15 protein-coding genes are annotated in these 18,842 nt (G+C 55.8%); 8 read left to right on the top strand and 7 right to left on the bottom strand.

Features of this window, described 5'->3' with window-relative positions:
• Positions 1-58: 58 nt before the first annotated feature.
• Both gsiA and AAGR08_RS12310 read right to left on the bottom strand, forming a co-directional pair.
• Positions 59-1,915 (bottom strand): glutathione ABC transporter ATP-binding protein GsiA, encoded by a 1,857-nt coding sequence (gene gsiA / locus AAGR08_RS12305; RefSeq protein WP_345826993.1) that lies wholly within the window; start codon positions 1,913-1,915, stop codon positions 59-61.
• 9 nt (positions 1,916-1,924) lie between these two features.
• Positions 1,925-2,890: an isoaspartyl peptidase/L-asparaginase gene (locus AAGR08_RS12310; RefSeq protein ID WP_345826994.1), complete on the bottom strand. Its 966-nt coding sequence runs from the start codon at positions 2,888-2,890 to the stop codon at positions 1,925-1,927.
• A 359-nt stretch (positions 2,891-3,249) separates the two neighbouring features.
• Here AAGR08_RS12310 and moeA point away from each other — a divergent pair, with 359 nt between their 5' ends.
• Together moeA and moeB are read left to right on the top strand one after the other, a co-directional pair.
• Positions 3,250-4,485 (top strand): molybdopterin molybdotransferase MoeA, encoded by a 1,236-nt coding sequence (gene moeA / locus AAGR08_RS12315; protein ID WP_345829910.1) that lies wholly within the window; start codon positions 3,250-3,252, stop codon positions 4,483-4,485.
• Positions 4,485-5,237 (top strand): molybdopterin-synthase adenylyltransferase MoeB, encoded by a 753-nt coding sequence (moeB, locus tag AAGR08_RS12320; RefSeq protein WP_345826995.1) that lies wholly within the window; start codon positions 4,485-4,487, stop codon positions 5,235-5,237. Before moeA ends, moeB begins: the two co-directional genes overlap by 1 nt.
• 175 nt (positions 5,238-5,412) lie before the next feature.
• Here the strand turns inward: moeB and AAGR08_RS12325 are convergent, their stop codons facing one another.
• Positions 5,413-6,864, bottom strand: coding sequence for an FAD-binding oxidoreductase (locus tag AAGR08_RS12325; protein WP_097094421.1), 1,452 nt, complete (start codon positions 6,862-6,864; stop codon positions 5,413-5,415).
• Between the two features lie 39 nt (positions 6,865-6,903).
• A complete protein-coding gene (locus AAGR08_RS12330) occupies positions 6,904-7,689 on the bottom strand; it encodes an SDR family oxidoreductase (RefSeq protein ID WP_345826996.1) in 786 nt (261 codons plus the stop codon).
• 383 nt (positions 7,690-8,072) lie between these two features.
• On the opposite strand from AAGR08_RS12330, the gene AAGR08_RS12335 reads away from it, so the two are divergent.
• Positions 8,073-9,350, top strand: a complete 1,278-nt coding sequence (locus tag AAGR08_RS12335; protein ID WP_345826997.1) for an MFS transporter — start codon at positions 8,073-8,075, stop codon at positions 9,348-9,350.
• A gap of 2 nt (positions 9,351-9,352) precedes the next feature.
• The gene (locus tag AAGR08_RS12340; protein WP_345826998.1) at positions 9,353-10,798 is read left to right on the top strand and encodes an FGGY family carbohydrate kinase; all 1,446 of its coding nucleotides are present in this window, start codon (positions 9,353-9,355) and stop codon (positions 10,796-10,798) included.
• On the opposite strand, the gene AAGR08_RS12345 is transcribed toward AAGR08_RS12340, so the two are convergent.
• Positions 10,795-11,367 carry a glycerol-3-phosphate responsive antiterminator gene (locus tag AAGR08_RS12345; protein WP_345826999.1) on the bottom strand — a complete coding sequence of 191 codons (573 nt, stop codon included), beginning with the start codon at positions 11,365-11,367 and terminating at the stop codon, positions 10,795-10,797. The two genes, AAGR08_RS12340 and AAGR08_RS12345, sit on opposite strands and share 4 nt — an antisense overlap.
• An 18-nt stretch (positions 11,368-11,385) precedes the next feature.
• The gene (locus AAGR08_RS12350; protein ID WP_345827000.1) at positions 11,386-12,303 is read right to left on the bottom strand and encodes a LysR substrate-binding domain-containing protein; all 918 of its coding nucleotides are present in this window, start codon (positions 12,301-12,303) and stop codon (positions 11,386-11,388) included.
• Between the two features lie 223 nt (positions 12,304-12,526).
• On the opposite strand from AAGR08_RS12350, the gene AAGR08_RS12355 reads away from it, so the two are divergent.
• Genes AAGR08_RS12355 through AAGR08_RS12370 form a run of 4 tightly spaced genes read left to right on the top strand, consistent with a single transcriptional unit; the run spans position 12,527 to position 16,897 of the window.
• The gene (locus AAGR08_RS12355) at positions 12,527-13,891 is read left to right on the top strand and encodes an MFS transporter (protein WP_097094427.1); all 1,365 of its coding nucleotides are present in this window, start codon (positions 12,527-12,529) and stop codon (positions 13,889-13,891) included.
• A gap of 12 nt (positions 13,892-13,903) precedes the next feature.
• Complete coding sequence (gene fae / locus AAGR08_RS12360) at positions 13,904-14,404, top strand: formaldehyde-activating enzyme (protein ID WP_097094428.1); 501 nt, start codon at positions 13,904-13,906, stop codon at positions 14,402-14,404.
• Positions 14,405-14,418: 14 nt separating this feature from the next.
• Complete coding sequence (locus tag AAGR08_RS12365) at positions 14,419-15,480, top strand: aldo/keto reductase (protein ID WP_097094429.1); 1,062 nt, start codon at positions 14,419-14,421, stop codon at positions 15,478-15,480.
• Positions 15,458-16,897, top strand: a complete 1,440-nt coding sequence (locus AAGR08_RS12370; RefSeq protein WP_345827001.1) for an NAD-dependent succinate-semialdehyde dehydrogenase — start codon at positions 15,458-15,460, stop codon at positions 16,895-16,897. The genes AAGR08_RS12365 and AAGR08_RS12370 overlap by 23 nt, the downstream gene beginning before the upstream one ends.
• 71 nt (positions 16,898-16,968) lie before the next feature.
• Here the strand turns inward: AAGR08_RS12370 and AAGR08_RS12375 are convergent, their stop codons facing one another.
• Positions 16,969-18,561, bottom strand: coding sequence for an ABC-F family ATPase (locus tag AAGR08_RS12375; protein WP_345827002.1), 1,593 nt, complete (start codon positions 18,559-18,561; stop codon positions 16,969-16,971).
• Positions 18,562-18,842 lie beyond the last annotated feature (281 nt).

Consider the following 18,842-nt stretch of genomic DNA (forward strand, 5'->3'; position numbering starts at 1 on the left):
TCGTTCTCCTGTAATCCCTGTCATGCGCGACATCCAAAGATGTGCGGTTATTTGCTGCTCAGGCGCCGCTAATTGCGTGGCGGGCAACAAAATGGCCCGGTGCCACTTCCAGTAAGGGCGCCACTTCCGGCTCATCACCCAGCGGGCGAATCGGGCTGGGGATCTCATCCACCATCAGCGCTCGCTCACGATGCCGGTGGGCCGGATCGGCCACCGGCACCGCGGCCATCAGTTTTTTGGTGTAAGGATGACGCGGCTGTTCGAACACGGCCTGGCGCGGTCCCATCTCCACAATCTGTCCAAGATACATCACCGCCACGCGATGGCTGATACGTTCTACCACCGCCATATCGTGCGAGATAAATAAGAAGGCGATACCAAATTCGCGCTGCAAATCGAGCATCAGGTTGATGATCTGCGCCTGAATTGACACATCCAGCGCCGACACCGATTCATCGGCAATCACCACTTTGGGATTGAGCGCCAGCGCACGCGCAATGCAGATGCGCTGCCGCTGCCCGCCGGAAAACTCGTGCGGATAGCGCTGCGCATGTTCCGGCAGCAGGCCAACACGTTCCAATAGCCAGGCGACGCGCTTCTCCGCCTGACGGCGATCCATGGTTTGATGCACCAGCAGCGGTTCCATAATGGAAAAACCCACGGTTAACCGCGGATCGAGTGAGGCGTACGGATCCTGAAAGATAAACTGAATATCACGGCGCAGCGACGCCAGCGCATTGCCCTGCAACGCATCAATGCGCTGGCCATCAAAGGTAATCGTGCCGCCCTGGCTGGCTACCAGCCGCAGCAGTGAACGTCCGGTAGTAGATTTACCACAGCCGGATTCGCCCACCAGCGCCAGCGTTTCACCGGCGTAGAGATCGAAACTGACTTTCTCCACCGCGTGAACGCGACGCTTCACGCGATTGAGCAACCCGCCGCGAATATCAAAGCGCGTAACCAAATCACGGACCTGTAAAATCGGCGGTCGATCGTGGCGTACCGTATCCTGCGGTGCTGCAATTTCTTCGCGACCGTTAGCATGCAGTAAGGGAAATTTTGCCGGTAACGGCTGGCCGTGCATGGCGCCGAGCTTTGGTACCGCCGCCAGTAATGCGCGGGTATACGGCTGCTGCGGATCGGCAAACAGCTGCTGCACCGACGCGCGCTCTACTACATCGCCGCGATACATCACCTGCACGCGATCGGCCATCTCCGCCACCACGCCCATATCATGGGTGATGAAAATCACCCCCATCTGCATCTCTTTTTGCAGCACGCGGATCAGCTGCAGAATTTGCGCCTGGATAGTGACGTCGAGTGCGGTGGTGGGTTCATCGGCGATCAGCAGCGCCGGTTTGCACGACAGCGCCATGGCGATCATCACGCGCTGGCGCATACCGCCGGAAAGTTGATGGGGATAGCGTGCCAATACATTTTGCGCTTCCGGAATACGCACCAGGTCGAGCATGCGGCGCGCTTCGGCCAGCGCCTGCTGGTGGCTTTTGCCCTGATGCAAACGGATGGATTCCGCAATCTGCTCGCCCACGGTAAAAACCGGGTTAAGCGAGGTCATCGGCTCCTGAAAAATCATCGCCATATCAGCGCCGCGCACCTTGCGCATCTGACCGCTGGAAGCGCGCATCACATCCAGCACGTCGCCATTACGGCGACGTAGCTGGATTTCACCGCTCACCTCGCCACCGGCCTGCTGGATTAAACGCATCAGCGCCAGTGAGGTGACGGATTTGCCCGAACCCGATTCACCCACCAGCGCCAGCGTTTCACCGCGATGCAGGTCGAGCGACAGGTTGCGCACCGCTTCGGTAATGCGTCCTTCATGCTCAAAGCGCACGTTAAGATCGCGCACCGCCAGAACCTGCTCCGGCGCAAACTGCAGCTGTTGGTCCGTCATGCCTGCTCCTTAGCTGTCGCGGTAGATCGCTACCTCAACATCGCCATCAACATAGGCGAATCCGCGATACATACCTTCGCTGTTAAACGGCAGCGCGACATTACCTGCGGCATCCACCGCAATCAGCCCGCCGCTGCCGTCCAGTTCCTGCACTTTGTCGTGAATGACATTGGCGGTGGCCTGCTGCAGCGAGCGTCCAGCGTAGTGCATCTGCGCCACCACGTCATAGGCGGCGAGCGTACGGATAAACACTTCACCGGTGCCGGTACAGGAGACGGCAACGCTGTCGTTACTGGCATAGCAGCCCGCGCCGACCAGCGGTGAGTCACCAACGCGCCCGGCCTGTTTATTGGTCATACCGCCGGTGGAAGTGGCGGCTGCCAGATTACCCTGAAGATCGAGCGCGACTGCGCCAACCGTACCGAATTTGCGATCCGGATCCAGCGGATCGTCGCTGTGACTGCTTGCTTCGCCGTCGTGATCGAGCACCATCTGCTGGCTGTGCAGCGCGCGCTGCAGCTGTTCCCAGCGCTCCGGCGTGGAGAAGTAATCGGCCTCAACCGGCGTTAAGCCCTGTTCTGCGGCGAACGCTTCTGCGCCTGCACCAATAAACAAAACGTGCGGACTGTTTTCCAGCACCTTACGCGCCGCCAGGATCGGATTGCGGATATGGCTGACGCCCGCCACGGCACCCACGTCCCGCGTGCGGCCATCCATGATGCTGGCATCCAATTCGTGGGTGCCCTGATGCGTGAAGACCGCCCCTTTACCCGCGTTGAACAGCGGGCACTCTTCCAGCAGGCGTACGGCTTCTGTCACCGCATCCAGCGCACTGCCGCCGGCCGCCAGAATCTGCTGGCCAGCGGTAACGATTGCGTTCAGTTGTTGACGATAGTGCTGCTCTTTTTCGGCGCTCATTGCCGCACGCGTAATCGCGCCCGCGCCGCCGTGAATTGCGATAACTGCTCTGGCCATAACCGGTACCCTGTAAAGAAATCAGAACCAAAAACACTGATTTAGAATGGTTTTCATCTTTTTTTGGCAATTTTCGACTATAGAAAGCCCCCCTCATCTTGTAAAGCAGAAACTGCCTTCACGGTCATAACCTTTTATTGTGGATTATGCTTTTTTGGTCGCTATGTGTTTACTCGCTGCATAGTTACAAACCAAGACAAGCGATATCACAGATCGCACGCATCGTAGCGACGCAATTTATTGCGCGATAAATCGCGCCGCTGCGGAATGTGCGGTGAATGAGTAACGTGCGCGCTCGCTTAACGGCCACGCATTACCCATAATAGACCGCATCTGAAATTAACCAGGCAGAGATGGACATGGAACCTTTTACCGCAGGATTAATCTCCCTCGAAGACGCGCAGCAAAAGATGCTGCAGCAGTTAACGCCCATTAGCGATTCGCTCAACGTTTCGCTGTTTGAAGCCGCCGGGCGCATCACGGCTAAACCGATTAACTCACCGCTCGATGTGCCCTCTTTTGATAACTCAGCCATGGACGGTTACGCCGTTCGTCTGGCGGATAGCGCACCCGAGCGCCTGCTGCCGGTTGCCGGCAAAGCGTTCGCCGGTGCCCCCTTTAACGGCGAGTGGCCAGCGGGCAGCGTGATTCGCATTATGACCGGCGCGCCCATTCCCGCCGGGTGCGATGCCGTGGTCATGCAGGAGCAAACTGAGCAGCGCGATGGTGGCATTGTCATTACCGCGCCCGTGCAGCGGGGCCAGAATATCCGTCGCATCGGTGAAGATATCCAGGCAGGAAAACAGGTTCTCGACGCTGGCGTACGCCTCGGCGCCGCTGAACTGCCGCTGCTGGCCTCTCTCGGCATCGCCGAAGTGAATGTGCTGCGCAAATTGCGCGTCGCCATTTTCTCTACCGGCGATGAATTGCAGGCCGTTGGCCACCCCCTGGCGGCGGGTCAGATATACGATACCAACCGTTTTACCGTGGCATTGATGCTCAATAAACTCGGCTGCGAAGTGATCGACCTGGGTGTGATTGCCGACGATCAGGCTGCGCTGCGTAATGCCTTTACTGAAGCCGATCGCCAGGCCGATGTGGTGATCAGCACCGGCGGCGTGTCGGTCGGCGAAGCCGATTTCACGCGGTCGATGTTGGAAGAGCTCGGCGCTATTACCTTCTGGAAGCTGGCCATCAAGCCGGGCAAACCCTTTGCCTTTGGACGGCTGGCAAACAGCTGGTTCTGCGGCCTGCCGGGAAATCCGGTCTCTGCGGCAGTGACGTTCTATCAGCTGGTACAGCCGCTGCTGGCGACGCTGACCGGGCAAACCACGCGCATCATGCCGCTGCGTCAACGCGCGCGCGCCACGCAGCGTTTGAAAAAGTCGCCGGGTCGTCTCGATTTCCAGCGTGCGATTCTCAGCCGCGGTGATGACGGCGTGCTGGAAGTCCGCAGCACCGGCGCGCAGGGTTCACACGTATTCAGTTCGTTTGCATTGGCTAACTGTTTTGTGGTGCTGGAGCGCGATCGCGGCGATGTGGAAGCCGGCGAATGGGTGGAGGTTGAAGCCTTTAACAGTCTGCTGGAGGGCTAGTGCACATGGAGCTGAGTGATGAAGAGATGCTGCGCTATAACCGCCAGATCGTGCTGCGCGGCTTCGATTTTGACGGCCAGGAGAAACTTAAGGCTGCATGCGTGTTGGTCGTCGGGCTGGGCGGACTGGGCTGTGCAGCCGCACCTTATCTGGCCTCAGCGGGTGTAGGCCATCTCACGTTGCTCGATTTCGATACCGTCAGCCTGAGTAACCTGCAGCGCCAGATTCTGCACAGCGATGCAAAAATTGGCGTGGCGAAAGTAGCCTCCGCGCAGCAGCTGCTGGCGGCCATCAATCCCCATTGCCAGCTGGAAGCGATTGATGCTCAGCTGGATGATGCACAGCTAAGCGCACTTATCGCACGGCACGACGCGGTGGTGGATTGCACTGACAACGTTACTACGCGCGAGCAGATCAACCGCCTCTGTTTTCAGCACAAGGTGCCGCTGATTTCTGGGGCAGCGATTCGTATGGAAGGTCAGCTGAGCGTATTTACCTGGCAACCCGGCGAGCCCTGCTATCGCTGCATCAGCCGTTTATTCGGCGATCAGGTATTGAGCTGTGTCGAAGCGGGCGTAATGGCACCGCTGGTGGGTATCGTCGGGGCTATGCAGGCGATGGAAACCTTAAAGGTGCTGACTGGATTTGGCACCCCCGCGAGCGCGAAGTTGCTGATGTACGACGCAATGAGTGCAGAATTTCGCAGCATGAACGTGGCGCAGGATACGCATTGCGAGGTTTGCGGCAAATAGGTCGCCAGACATGGCGTATGCCGCTCACCTAAGCAAAAAAATGCCTTTTTATGCAGGTGCGCATGAATGCGCACCCTACGAAAATCCGGCGATATCCACGTAGGCTCACCATTGATGGTGACCGGTTTACGCTTAACTGACGAGCATTACGCCATTCATAGCGACTCGCTCATCTTTATTCCTGCGGGAAAATGGTGCCTTTATTCATAATCCCATTCGGATCGAAAGCGGTTTTCAGCGCCTGCAAAATAGGCCATGCGCTGCCGTGCTCCTCTTTCGCCCACTGTACGCGATGTTTACCAATGCCGTGATGATGCACCATGGAGCCACCCAGCTTCAGCGTCTCTTCCACAATCATGCCGTTCAGCGGTACATGATATTTCGCCATCTCCTCTTCCGGGCGGCAATCCACCACGTTGTAGTCATAGACAAAATACATATTGGTACCATTGATATAGCTATGTGAGGAGTGTCCACCGAGCATGGTGATATCTTTCGCATGCGGAAATTCAGTACGGATGCGTTTTAGTACGTTTTCATAAATCGCGTTGATGGTTGACCAATCTCCCGACACCTCGGTGGTGAAGCCCATATTACCGGTACGCAAGATGACGTCGCGCTCGGCCTGCACTTTGTCGGGTCCCCAGTTGAGATTTTCGAACCAGTTCTGAATCAGCGTGCTCTCGACCGGCTGACACGCTTTATGTTGCGCCACTATCGCTTCAATCCCTTTGCCCGTCGCTTCACTGATGCCGCGCGTCCCTTCTGCCATAAATATCAGAACGCACTTATTCTGCGAGAAGTGGCTAAAGTGCTGATTGGCATCTTCCGGATCGTACAGACGCGCAATCGAAGGGCGATAACCTTCAACCATCACTTCGCGCAGGATTGAGAAGCCGGTTTTCATTGAATCAAGCAGATAACCATAGAAGCGGTTGTTCTCTGGCTGGTATTTGAACATCTTCACCGTGACCTCGGTGATGAAGCACAGCGCGCCTTCATTACCAATGATCACATGACGGATATCCGGCCCCGCCGCGCGACGTGGCACATTTTTGATGCGAGTGATATCACCATTGGGGAATACCGCTTCCAGACCAACGACCATATCCTCAATCGCACCGTATAACGTTGAGAATTGACCAATGCTGCGTGTTGCCACCAAACCGCCCATCTGCGCCAGCGGTTTGGACTGCGGCGAATGACCGGTGGTATAGCCCTGCGCGCGCAGCTGATTCTCCAGTACCTCCAGCGTCACGCCGCACTGCGCGGTAACCTGCATGTTTTCAATGTCGATCTTGATGACCTTATTCATGCTGGACCCGTCCAGCACCACCGAATTCGGTGCCGCCGTTTCTAATCCCCCTTCGGTGGCAGAGGCGCCGGTGCGTGGCACACCATTGATCTGGTGACGATTCATAAACGCCAGCACATCCGCGACCTGCTGCGTATTTTGCAACTTCACCACCGCCGCAGGAATCGGCATGGTATAAACGCCGTGAATATCGGCATATTTGCGAAAACGGTCATGGCTGCTGCGGCGTAACTCTGCCTCATCGGTAATAATCTGCTGCGGGCCAGCGATCTCTTTTAACTGCTCGACAATGGCTTCACGTGAAAGCGTCATAATATATTCCTCTAAATCTTCAAGTATCACGGGTATAAATTAACGAACCCGATATCCACCATCGACCACCAATAAATGGCCGTTGACATAATCTGATGCACGACTGGCTAAATAGACCATCGCCCCCATTAAATCCTGCGTATTTCCCCAGCGATTAGCGGGAATATGATCCAGTACGCGCTGATTAGTAACCGGATTACTGCGCGTCGCCAACGTAATAGGCGTGGCGTAATAACCGGGAGCAATCCCGTTGACCTGAATATTGTGTTGTCCCAACTCATCACAATAGGCTTTGGTTAAGCCGGCAATAGCATGTTTAGTGGCCGCATAAGCGGGCGATCCTTGCCCACCCAGCCAGGAAAAGAGGGAACAAATATTAATAATTTTACCGTGCTTTTGCGGCACCATTATTTTCGCTGCCTGATGGCTCATTTCAAATGCCGCGGTAAGATTTACCTGGATCATCGGATCCCAATCCGCGCGATCAAATTCCAGCACGGAATTCAGCTTACAGATCCCAGCATTGTTCACCAGAATATCCAGCTGACCCAATCGCTCCAGACACTCCGCGACAATGCGCGCCGGTTCACCGGCCTGAGTGATATCGGCCTGCATGAATTCGGCACGCACACCACAATTTTCAATCAGTTGGCGTGTTTCCGGATTCGCAGCGGCGAGGTCAGGAATAAACACATTGGCGCCGGCTTTGGCCAGCGCCACGGCAAATGCCTGGCCTAATCCGCTGTTGCCGCCGGTGACAATCGCGCTTTTTCCATGCAACCCAAAGAAGTCGAGAGAAAAACTCTCCAGCGCTTCCATCGTCATTATTAACCTCCTGGCTGAATAACGGGCAATAAAAAAGGAGAAAAGCAAGCTCCTTCGCGGTGAAGCGAAGAAGTTACTTTTCTCCTAATCTCGAGTAACTGTTAATTACGCTAACATGGGCTTTTCTAAATTTAAAGCGATCGCCATCACAAAATTCCGGCAGAATAAAAATCATAAAAAATGCCCGGATTTTATTAAGCGAAATAAGAAAAAGCTGAAATATCCACTTCCTTTTAATTTGTGATTTTCTTCACAACACCTTTCTCGGCTGCCGTGTTAAAAATGCGGTCCGTTACTGTCTGAGACGAAGAGAAAAGTAACTTTCCGCGAAAGTGGAGAGGACGCTTTTCTCTTTTTTTTTGTTTTTAATTTGGGGATCGAAGATGCAAACTCAAAATATTACCCGCTGGTTAACGTTGGCGGTAATTAGCATCAGCGGCGGCATTAGCTTCGACCTGGCCTATTTACGCTACATTTATCAGATTCCGATGGCAAAATTCATGGGCTTTTCGAATACTGAAATCGGTATCATTATGAGCACCTTTGGTATCACCGCTATTTTGCTGTACGCGCCTGGCGGCATTATTTCCGATAAGTTTTCGCACCGAAAAGTCATGTCCGGTGCGATGATCGCCACCGGCCTTCTGGGTGCTGTGATGGCAACCTATCCGCCGCTGTGGGCAATGTTGTTAATTCAGGTTGCCTTCGCCATTACCACCATTTTGCTGCTGTGGGCGGTCTCAATCAAAGCCGCATCGTTACTCGGCACGCGTGATGAGCAAGGCAAGATCATGGGCTGGATGGAGGGGCTGCGTGGGGTTGGCGTCATGGGGCTGGCGCTGTTTACCGTGTGGGTCTTCGCGCAGTTTCATCCCGACGATCCGAACAGCTTAAAGGCGGTCATTCTGATCTACAGCGGTACCTACATTACACTCGGGATCGCCTGCTGGTTTCTGGTGAGTGATGGTTTTGTACCCGATGAGCAGGAAGAAACTTCGGCCTTTAGCCTGCAGCACGCGCTGCAGGTGTTGAAAATGCCGACCACCTGGTACTGCAGCATGATCATCTTTGGCGTGTATACCATCTACGCCATTCTCAGCTACTCCACCAACTATCTCTCTGAAATCTATGGTATGTCTCTGGTGGCGGCAAGCTATATGGGCATCATTATCAACAAAGTGTTTCGCGCTATCTGCGGCCCGCTTGGCGGCATGGTCACCAGCTACAGCCGCTGGCGTTCACCTACGAGAGTGATCCAATTTTTCGCCGCGATCTGCCTTGTCGTGGTGGCACTGTTATATATGGTCACGCGGACACCCGTGAGCCTGGCGCTGGCGATTGGTTTAATCCTGCTGATGGGATTTACCTGTTACGCCTCACGTGGCCTTTACTTTGCCTGCATCGGCGAAGTGAATACGCCAAAACAGATTCTTGGCACCACCATTGGCATCTGCTCGGTGATCGGCTTCTTGCCAGATGTGTTTGTCTATCCCATCGTTGGCTACTGGCAGGACGCATTGCCTCCCGCCCTCGCCTATCGAAATATGTGGGTGATGGGCGGCATTGCCAGCCTGATGGTGTTGCTGTTTACCGCATTATTGATGGGTCAGATTAAGCGGATAAGCCCCGCCGCTAGCACCGCGCCAGTAAAAGGAGTGTAACTATGTCAGCGCGTTATTTAATGGGAATTGATGTCGGTACCCAAAGTGCCAAAGTGGTGATCTTCCACACTCATGGCGACGTGATGTGCAGCGCGCAGCAGCCGCTTCGCACGCTGGAAATTCCACAGCCGAACCGTGCGGAGCATCCGGATGACGATCTCTGGACAGCGGTGCAGCAGGCGTGTCGCGCAGCCATGGCTCGCTTTCATCAGCTGGGCGGCCAGGATCATCAGCTGCTGGCCGCCGGATTATGCGTCATTCGTTGCTGTCGCGTATTAATGCGTGCCGATGGCGAACTGGCATGGCCGGTCATCAACTGGATGGATGCGCGTCTTAATCAGCCTTATCAGCATGCCGATGAATACGGTAACGTGCGCTGGGTGACCACCACCTCAGGTTACATTACGCACCGTTTAACCGGCCAGACGCAGGATACCAGCGCCAACTACATTGGCTGGTGGCCGATGGACGATCTCCGCCAGGATTGGGATGCCGGTAAAATGGCGGCGTGTAACCTGCAGCGCGCTCAGCTGTTCGACGTGGTGCGGCCGGGCGAAATCCTGGGTGAGGTGACCTCGGCCGCCGCGCAGGCCAGTGGATTGCCCGCGGGGTTACCGATTATCGCCACCGCGCATGATAAAGCGGTAGAAGCTTTGGGTTCCGGGGCGCTGGCAGGCGGTGAAGCGCTGATATCACTCGGCACCTACATTGGCGCAATGGTGCATGGCGACGCAGAACCGCGCAGCAGCGATCGCTTCTGGCCCTTCCAGGCCGCGCTGCCGGGACGGTTTCTTTATGAATGCATGGGCGTACGGCGTGGCATGTGGACCGTCAGCTGGTTCCGCGATCAATTTGGTGCCGCTGCGGTACAGGATGCGCGCGATAAGGGCGTGGATATCGAAAGCCTGCTCAGTGCTGAGGCCAGCACGGTGCCGCCTGGCAGTGATGGCTTGATCACCCTGCACGACTGGGCCGCGCCAGCAGAAGCTCCCTGGCGCAAGGGCGCCATCATCGGTTTTGACGGACGCCACACGCGGGCGCACCTGTTCCGTTCGCTGCTCGAAGGCATTGTACTGACGATGAAGAACCATGTGGATCCGATGATGCAAGCCCTTGATCGACCGTTAACGCAACTGGTGATTTCAGGTGGTGGTGCTAACAGCGATCTGTTTATGCAGCTGTTTGCCGACATATTTGGTGTCCCGGCACGGCGCAATGCCATGCGCAGCTCGGCGGCGATTGGCTGCGCCATCAATGCCGGTATGGCCGTTGGGGTTTGGCAGAATTATCAGGATGCCGTGGCGGCGCTGGTGAAACCGGGCGAGACCTTTACGCCAGATGCTCGCCATCATGCGCATTATCAACGGCTTAACCAGCAGGTTTATCAGCAGCTGCACGCGGTACTCGATCCGCTGCTTCAGCGCTTAAGCCCGCTGGCTAACGTTTAGCGCCGCTGCGCCAGCGGCCAAACGCTGGCGTTGGTGGTAGACACCGCCAGCGCCCCGGCCGCCAGCGCCAGCCGCGCATCTTCTTCATCACACACCAGACCGCCCGCAATAATTGGCTGGCTGATGCGTTCAGTGATCCAGCCCAGCACTTTAGGCATACAGCCAGGCAGGATCTCCACGATATCCGGCGACGACTGCGCCACCTGTTTATCGATGTTATTGAACGAGATGGAATCCAGCACAAATAGGCGGTGAATAGCCCAAAAACCATGCTGACGCGCCGCTTTGAGCATCGCCGGCTTCGTGCTGATGATGCCGTCCGCCTGGGTGACGATTTTCAAAAACTGGATGACCACTTCCTGACGCGAGCTGCCTTCCAGCAGATCGACATGAACGAAAGCGATTTTCCCGGCCTGTTTGATCTGGCCGACGATGCGTCCAATGTTGCAAATATTGCCATAGAGCACCGAGACCACCTGACAGGGTGAATCAAGCGCCAGTTGCAGGCTCTGAGCATCCTTTACCGCTGCCACCACTGGCGCGTTCTTTAACAAATCAATTAACTCCACTGCACACCACCCTTTCGTTTAAAGCGTAAGACTGGCCGCTGGCATCGCAGCGGTAAAACGCTGCATCTCCGCCAGCAACCAGTCGCGAAATACCGTGACGCGCGGCAGCGTTTGCTTGCCGCCCGGCACTTCCAGCCAGTAGCCATTGGCGCTGGAGAGCAAATGGGGCGATACCAGCGCCAGCACGCCACTGTTAAGTTCATTGCGCACCATCGCACGATCGAGCACCGCGTAACCGGCGCCGGTCACACAGGCATTGATCACCTGATCCTGCGTGCTAAAAGCCAGCCCGTTATCTTCCAGCGGTGGGGCTGCACCGCACGCCTGATACCAGCGCGACCAGTTATCCAGACGGCTGTCGCCATTCAGCACGTGCAGCTGCGGCATCAGGCTGATCTCTGGCCACAGGCCATCCAGCATCAACAGCGGACTGCCCACCAGCACCAGCGTTTCATGGCACAGCCACTCACCGGTGGTGCCCGCCGCGTGCGCTTCCTCCTGTGATCCAAAGCGGATGGCGCAATCGAAATCGCTGTATTTCTGGCGCGCCTCACTGATCAGCATAATTTGCAGCTGGCGATGCTGTTGCCGCAGCGTAACCAGGCGCGGGGCCAACCAGCGGGTGGCAAAAGTCGGCGCAACCTGCAGACGCAGATGCTGACGCGGATTGTGCTGCTGTACGTTGCGCACGCCCTCCTCCAGCAGATCCAAAGACTGGCGTACCACCGGCAGCAGCTGGATCGCTTCTGGCGTAAGCAGCAAACCGCTGTGGCTGCGCACGAACAGATCCTTACCTAGAAAGGTCTCCAGCTGCCGCATCTGCCGGCTGGCGGCACTTTGCGTCATGAACAACGCATCGGCAGATTTACTGAAACTCAACGTGCGGCAGGTCTCTTCAAACAGTCGCAACATACTGAGAGAAGGTAATTTTCTCATCCCTGCCTCCGGCAGACATGGCAGCAAAACAGAGCGCCAATCTAATCACAGCCCTTACTAACACGGAGAACCGACATGCAATTTTATGAGTGCAATCACAGGAAATTGCGGAATAGGGGTATGACTTTTTCGCACTGGCCTGCCCCTTAAGCAAGTGTCACAGTAATTTCTCATCCAGATAACAATAAAATAACAACCATCTCTCCCCGAAGGAGGAAGGAACATGACGCAAACGACTCTGATGGATGATGTACCCTTAAATCGCTTTCACCTGAAAATCACCGGGCTGACGTTTGGCGCCCATCTTACTGATGGCTACATTCTCGGTTCGGTTGGCTTCGCGCTGACGCAAATGACGCCGCAGATGGCCCTGACCCCGTTCTGGCAAGGCATGATCGGCAGTTCAGCGCTGCTAGGCCTGTTTCTCGGCAGCCTGATTTTGGGCTGGATCGCCGATACCGTCGGTCGCCAGAAGATCTTCTGCTTTAGCTTTATCCTTATTACGCTGGCATCCGGTATGCAGTTTTTCGTCGAGTCGGCAGAACAGCTTTTCCTGTTACGCATGCTGATCGGCTTTGGGCTCGGCGGAGACTTCGCCGTGGGCCACACCATTCTGGCTGAATTTGCACCACGCAAACATCGCGGCGTGCTGCTTGGCGCGTTTAGCGTGCTGTGGACTGTCGGCTACGTGGCGGCAAGCTTTGTCGGCCATCTGGCGCTGCAAACCGACGCAGAAGGTTGGCGCTGGCTGCTGGCATCGTCAGCGCTGCCCGCCTTTGCCATTTTGCTGCTGCGTATTGGTACGCCAGAATCACCGCGCTGGCTGCTGCGGCGCGGCCGTCGAGACGAAGCAGTGAAAATTGTGCATCGCCTTTTCGGCCCAAACGTCACGCTCCAGGAGGAGCGCCAACAGACCCAGGATGGCAGCCTGAGCGCCCTGTTCCGTCCGCGCTATCGCCGCCGCACCGCATTTAACTGCCTGTTTTTTGTTTGCCTGGTGATCCCCTATTTCGCCATCTACACCTTTCTGCCGGCCATTTTGCGCCAGATGGGACTGGATCAGGGCTTCGCAACCGATCTGCTGCTGAGCGGCCTGCTGCTGGTTGGCGCCGTGCTTGGCATTGTGCTGACCGCGCTCTGTTCTCGCCGCGGTTTCCTGATTGGCTCATTTGTGTTTCTCGCGGCTTGCCTACTGCTTCTGAGCCTGCTGCATAACAGCGCGGGCATCTGGCTGATTGTGCTGTTTGCCGCTTTCACGCTGGTGATGTCGGCGGTAAGCAATCTGGTTGGCGTCTTCCCGGCCGAGAGCTTCCCCACCGATGTTCGCTCCCGTGGCGTAGGCTTCGCCACGTCAATGAGTCGACTCGGCTCGGCCGTAGGTACGCTGCTGCTGCCACTTGCCATCGTCAATTATGGCATTGCCGGCACCATGGCGCTGCTGGCCGCCATTCTGGTTCTGGGTGCGCTGGTTTCCATTGCCTGGGCGCCGGAAACCAAAGGGTTGACGCTCACCGATGCATCGCAGGAAACGCCAGCGGCTGAGCCTACGCTCAATCCCCCCCCTTCAACTTCAACGCAACATCTGTAACGAGAGGCAATGATGGAAATGTATATCGGTGAAGGCTTCGCAGGCGACGGCGTAAATGCCTCACACATCAATATCATGATTGGACCGCGCAATGGCGTGGTGGGCCAGGCGTTCGCCACGAGTCTGGCCACGCCATCGCAGGGACATTGTCCGTTTATGGTGGTGATCAAACCCAACGTCCCCGCGAAACCCATGACGCTGTATGTCAACAAAGCGGCCATCGACAGTGATTTACACGGCAACGCCACGTGGGGCGCATCGCAAGCGGCAATTGCGAAAGCGGTCACCGAAGCGCAGCTGCAGGGCACGCTGCCGCCGGAAGCCGAAGATGAGTGGTGCATCGTTACCGCCAACTGGGTCAATCCCGGCTGTAGCGATCTGGATGAAGTGTTCGCCAATAATTATCGCGCCTGCACGGTGGCGATTGCGGCGGCGATGGAGAAACTGCCGGGGCGTCAGCAGCTGATCCGCGCGTTGCCCGAGCTGGGCAATCCATTCTATTCCCCGAAGTGACAGGAGTTGCAGCCATGGAATATATCAAACTGGGCCACAGCGGTTTACAGGTATCACGCCTCTGCCTCGGTACCATGAACATGGGCAGTAAAAACTGGAAACCGTGGATTTTCGACGAAGCGCAAAGTGAGCCTATCATTCGCCACGCGCTGGAAAAGGGCATCAACTTTATCGATCTGGCGGACTTCTACTCCAGCGGTGCGGGTGAAGAAGTGGTAGGCCGCGTACTTAAACGCCTCGCCCAGCGCGATGAGCTAGTGCTGACCACCAAAGTCGGGTATCCGCTGGGCGGTGGTCAGAATAATCAGGGCCATTCACGTAAGCACATTCTCGATAGCATCGACGGCAGCCTGCGCCGCCTCGGCACCGATTATGTCGACATCTACATGCTGCATTATTTCGACGTGAATACCCCGATTGAAGAGACCTGGGAGGCGATGAACAGCATCGTGCGCAGTGGTAAAGCGCGTTATGTGGGTGTCTCCACCATGTATTGCTGGCAACTGGCGAAGATTCTGTGGTGCTGCGAGCGTAACGGCTTCGTCAAGCCAATCAATATGCAGCTACAGCTTAACTGCGCCTACCGTGAAGAAGAGCGCGAGATGATGCCCTTCTGTCGCGATCAGGGACTGGGCGTGTCGGTGTTCAGCCCGCTGGCGCGCGGCTTACTCAGCGGCGATGTGCAATCCGTGCGTAATCAAACCGACTTCTTCACTCGCGAAATGTACGCCGACGAAACCTCGTTGCAGATTGCAGAATCGGTGGCTCGCGTGGCCGCCGCGCGCGGTATGTCGAGTGCGCAGGTTGCGCAAGCGTGGGTGCTGTCTCATCCCGGCGTTGATGCGATGCTGGTGGGAGCCGATAGCGTCGCCCAACTCGATAGCGCCATTGCGGCGTTACATACCCCGCTGGATAGCGAGGAGCGTTTTGAACTGGAACGCAATTATACGCCTTGCGATCTCATCAACGATTACACCGCAGGAAAACGCATCGCGCGCCATAGCCGCGCAGCACGCACCCTGTTTGCCAATCCCGATCTGCAAGGAGTTTCGCATGACAACATCACTGCTGCGTAGCGGCTGGTATTGCAATGGACAATGGCTGGAGAGCGATCGTACTTACGAAGTGACCAACCCCGCCGATGACACCCGGGTGGCGCAGGTCGCCTGCGTGGGTGCAGCTGAGACCACGCGCGCCATTGAGGCCGCCGCCGCCGCCCTGCCCGCCTGGCGGGCGCAGACGGCCAAAGCACGCGCCGCTATTTTGCAGCGCTGGTATCACCTGATCGTCGAAAACCAGGAAGCGCTGGCCCAATTAGTGGTGCAGGAACAGGGCAAAGTGCTGGCAGAAGCGCGTGGCGAAGTGCTGTATGCCGCCAGTTTTATTGAGTGGTTTGCCGAAGAAGGCAAACGGGCCAACGGCAAAACGATTCCCACTACCAAACCGGGCAACCTGATCCTGACGCTGAAACAGCCGGTGGGCGTTGTCGCCGCGATTACGCCGTGGAATTTCCCGCTGGCGATGCTCACGCGCAAACTCGGTCCAGCACTGGCTGCTGGCTGTACCGCCGTTGTAAAACCGGCCAACGAAACGCCGCTTTCGGCATTTGCTCTGCTGGTACTGGCAGAACAGGCTGGCGTGCCGCCGGGCGTGTTGAATGCAGTCAGCGGCGAAACGGTGGAGATTGGTCATACGCTAACCCATAGCGATGTGGTGCGTAAGATATCGTTCACCGGCTCGACAGCGGTGGGCAAGTTACTGATGCGTGATGCGGCAAGTTCGGTGAAAAAACTCTCGCTCGAGCTCGGTGGCAACGCGCCCTTTATTGTGTTTGATGATGCCGACCTTGATGCTGCGGTGGAGAGCGCAATGGCGGCGAAATTCCGCAACAGCGGCCAAACCTGTATCTGCGTGAATCGCTTTTACCTGCAGGATGGGATCTACGATCGCTTCGTCACCCGGCTGGCTGATGCGGCGAGTGCGTTGAAGGTCGCGCCCGGCCTTACACCCAACGCGCAGCAGGGACCGCTTATCCATCATCGTGCTGTCGAGAAGGTTGAAGCACATGTGCAGGATGCATTGCAGCAGGGAGCGCGTCTGGTTTGCGGTGGAGAACGCCATGCGCTGGGTGGCAATTTTTACCAGCCAACGGTGCTAGCCGATGCGAATGAAAATATGCGTTTGGCACAGGAAGAGACCTTTGGTCCGGTGGCCGCGTGTTTTCGTTTCAGCACGGAGGAGGAAGTCATTCAGCGCGCGAATAACACACCTTATGGGTTGGCCGCTTATCTATTTACCCGCGATCTGGCGCGTGCGCTGCGCGTTACACCGCAACTGGAGAGCGGAATGGTCGGGGTGAATGAAGGCATGATATCCACCGAAGTGGCGCCGTTTGGCGGCGTGAAAGCCTCGGGGCTGGGACGCGAAGGTGCGGATGTTGGGCTGGAGGAGTATCTGGAGACCCAGTATGTGAATATTGGGCAAATCGGTTAACGCGTTTATCGGGTTAAGAGGCGATAATTCAATAGCCAGGTGCGCATCTCTGCGCACCTGGCTATTACGGTTTACACAATACCCTGACTGCGCAGGTAATCTTCATAGTTGCCGGTGAAGTCGACAATACGATCACCTTTCATCTCCATTACGCGCGTAGCCAGCGAGCTGACAAACTCACGGTCATGTGAGACGAAGACCAGCGTACCTTCATACATCTCAAGCGCCATGTTGAGCGACTCAATCGATTCCATATCAAGGTGGTTAGTCGGTTCATCCATAATCAGGATGTTCGGCTTCTGCATCATCAGCTTGCCAAACAGCATGCGGCCCTTCTCACCACCTGACAGCACCTTAGCGGGCTTGTTGATCTCATCATGCCCAAACAGCAGACGCCCCAGAATGCTGCGCACCGCCTGCTCGTCATCGCCTTCCTGCTTCCACTGGCTCATCCAGTCGAACACCGTCAGATCATCGGCAAAATCTTCCGCATGATCCTGTGCGTAATAACCAATACGCGCATTCTCAGACCATTTCACCGTGCCGTTATCGGGTGCCAGTTCACCCACCAGCGTTTTTAACAGCGTGGTTTTACCAATACCGTTGGCACCCAAAATCGCTAATTTTTCGCCGACTTCTAGCATCAAGTTAAGTTTATTAAACAGCGGGCCGTTATCAAAACCTTTGGTCAGCGCTTCGACTTCCAGCGCATTACGGAACAGCTTTTTATCCTGATCAAATCGGATAAACGGGTTTTGACGGCTGGATGCTTTTACCTCTTCCAGTTTAATTTTATCAATCTGCTTGGCACGCGAAGTCGCCTGACGCGATTTAGAGGCGTTGGCGCTGAAGCGACTCACAAACGATTGCAGATCGGCAATTTGCGCTTTCTTCTTCGCGTTATCTGATAATAAACGTTCACGCGATTGGGTCGCCGCGGTCATATATTCGTCATAATTACCCGGATAAACGCGCAGCTCACCGTAATCCAGATCGGCCATATGCGTACAAACCATATTCAGGAAATGGCGGTCATGCGAAATGATGATCATGGTGCTGTTACGTTCGTTGAGCACTTGCTCCAACCAACGAATGGTATCTATATCCAGGTTGTTGGTCGGTTCATCGAGCAACAAAATATCTGGATTGGCGAATAATGCCTGTGCTAACAGCACACGCAATTTCCAGCCTGGCGCAATTTCACTCATTGGGCCGTAATGCTGCTCCACCGGAATGCCAACGCCCAGTAATAATTCGCCGGCACGTGATTCAGAACTGTAACCATCCATCTCGCCGTATTCGACTTCCAGGTCGGCCACTTTATAGCCTTCCTCTTCGCTCATTTCTGGCAAGGCATATATACGATCGCGCTCTTGCTTCACCGCCCACAATTCATTGTGGCCCATGATAACGGTATCCAGCACACTATATTGCTCAAAGGCAAATTGGTCCTGGCGTAACTTACCGATACGCTCATTCGGATCGAGGGAAACATTTCCACCCGTCGGCACCAGGTCGCCGCCCAGTATTTTCATAAAGGTAGATTTACCGCTGCCGTTCGCACCGATTAAACCGTAACGATTACCGCCGCCAAATTTAACGGAGATATTTTCGAACAGCGGCTTACTGCCGAACTGCATGGTGATATTGCTGGAAACTAACACGGCATTGACCTTTGTTACGCAGTGGAGGAAAAAACAGCGGGCATTATGCCAGAAGCGGGCACCTGGGCGCTACCTCTGCGCCTGAAGCAGAGGGCGTAATCCACTGAACGTGTTGAGCTGATACACAAAATAATTCGCGTTACCGTAGGTGAGTCGCCGGGGGCTTGCAGCAGTAAGCGACAGGGGCGAGCATCGGCAGCTAACGCAGCTGCAATGTGAAGAATAAAGTGAATTAAATAAATAAAAAAGCCGAAGACATTTGCCTTCGGCTCCCACTTACA

This window comes from Pantoea sp. BRR-3P, from assembly GCF_039621635.1.
Lineage (GTDB): Bacteria > Pseudomonadota > Gammaproteobacteria > Enterobacterales > Enterobacteriaceae > Pantoea > Pantoea floridensis.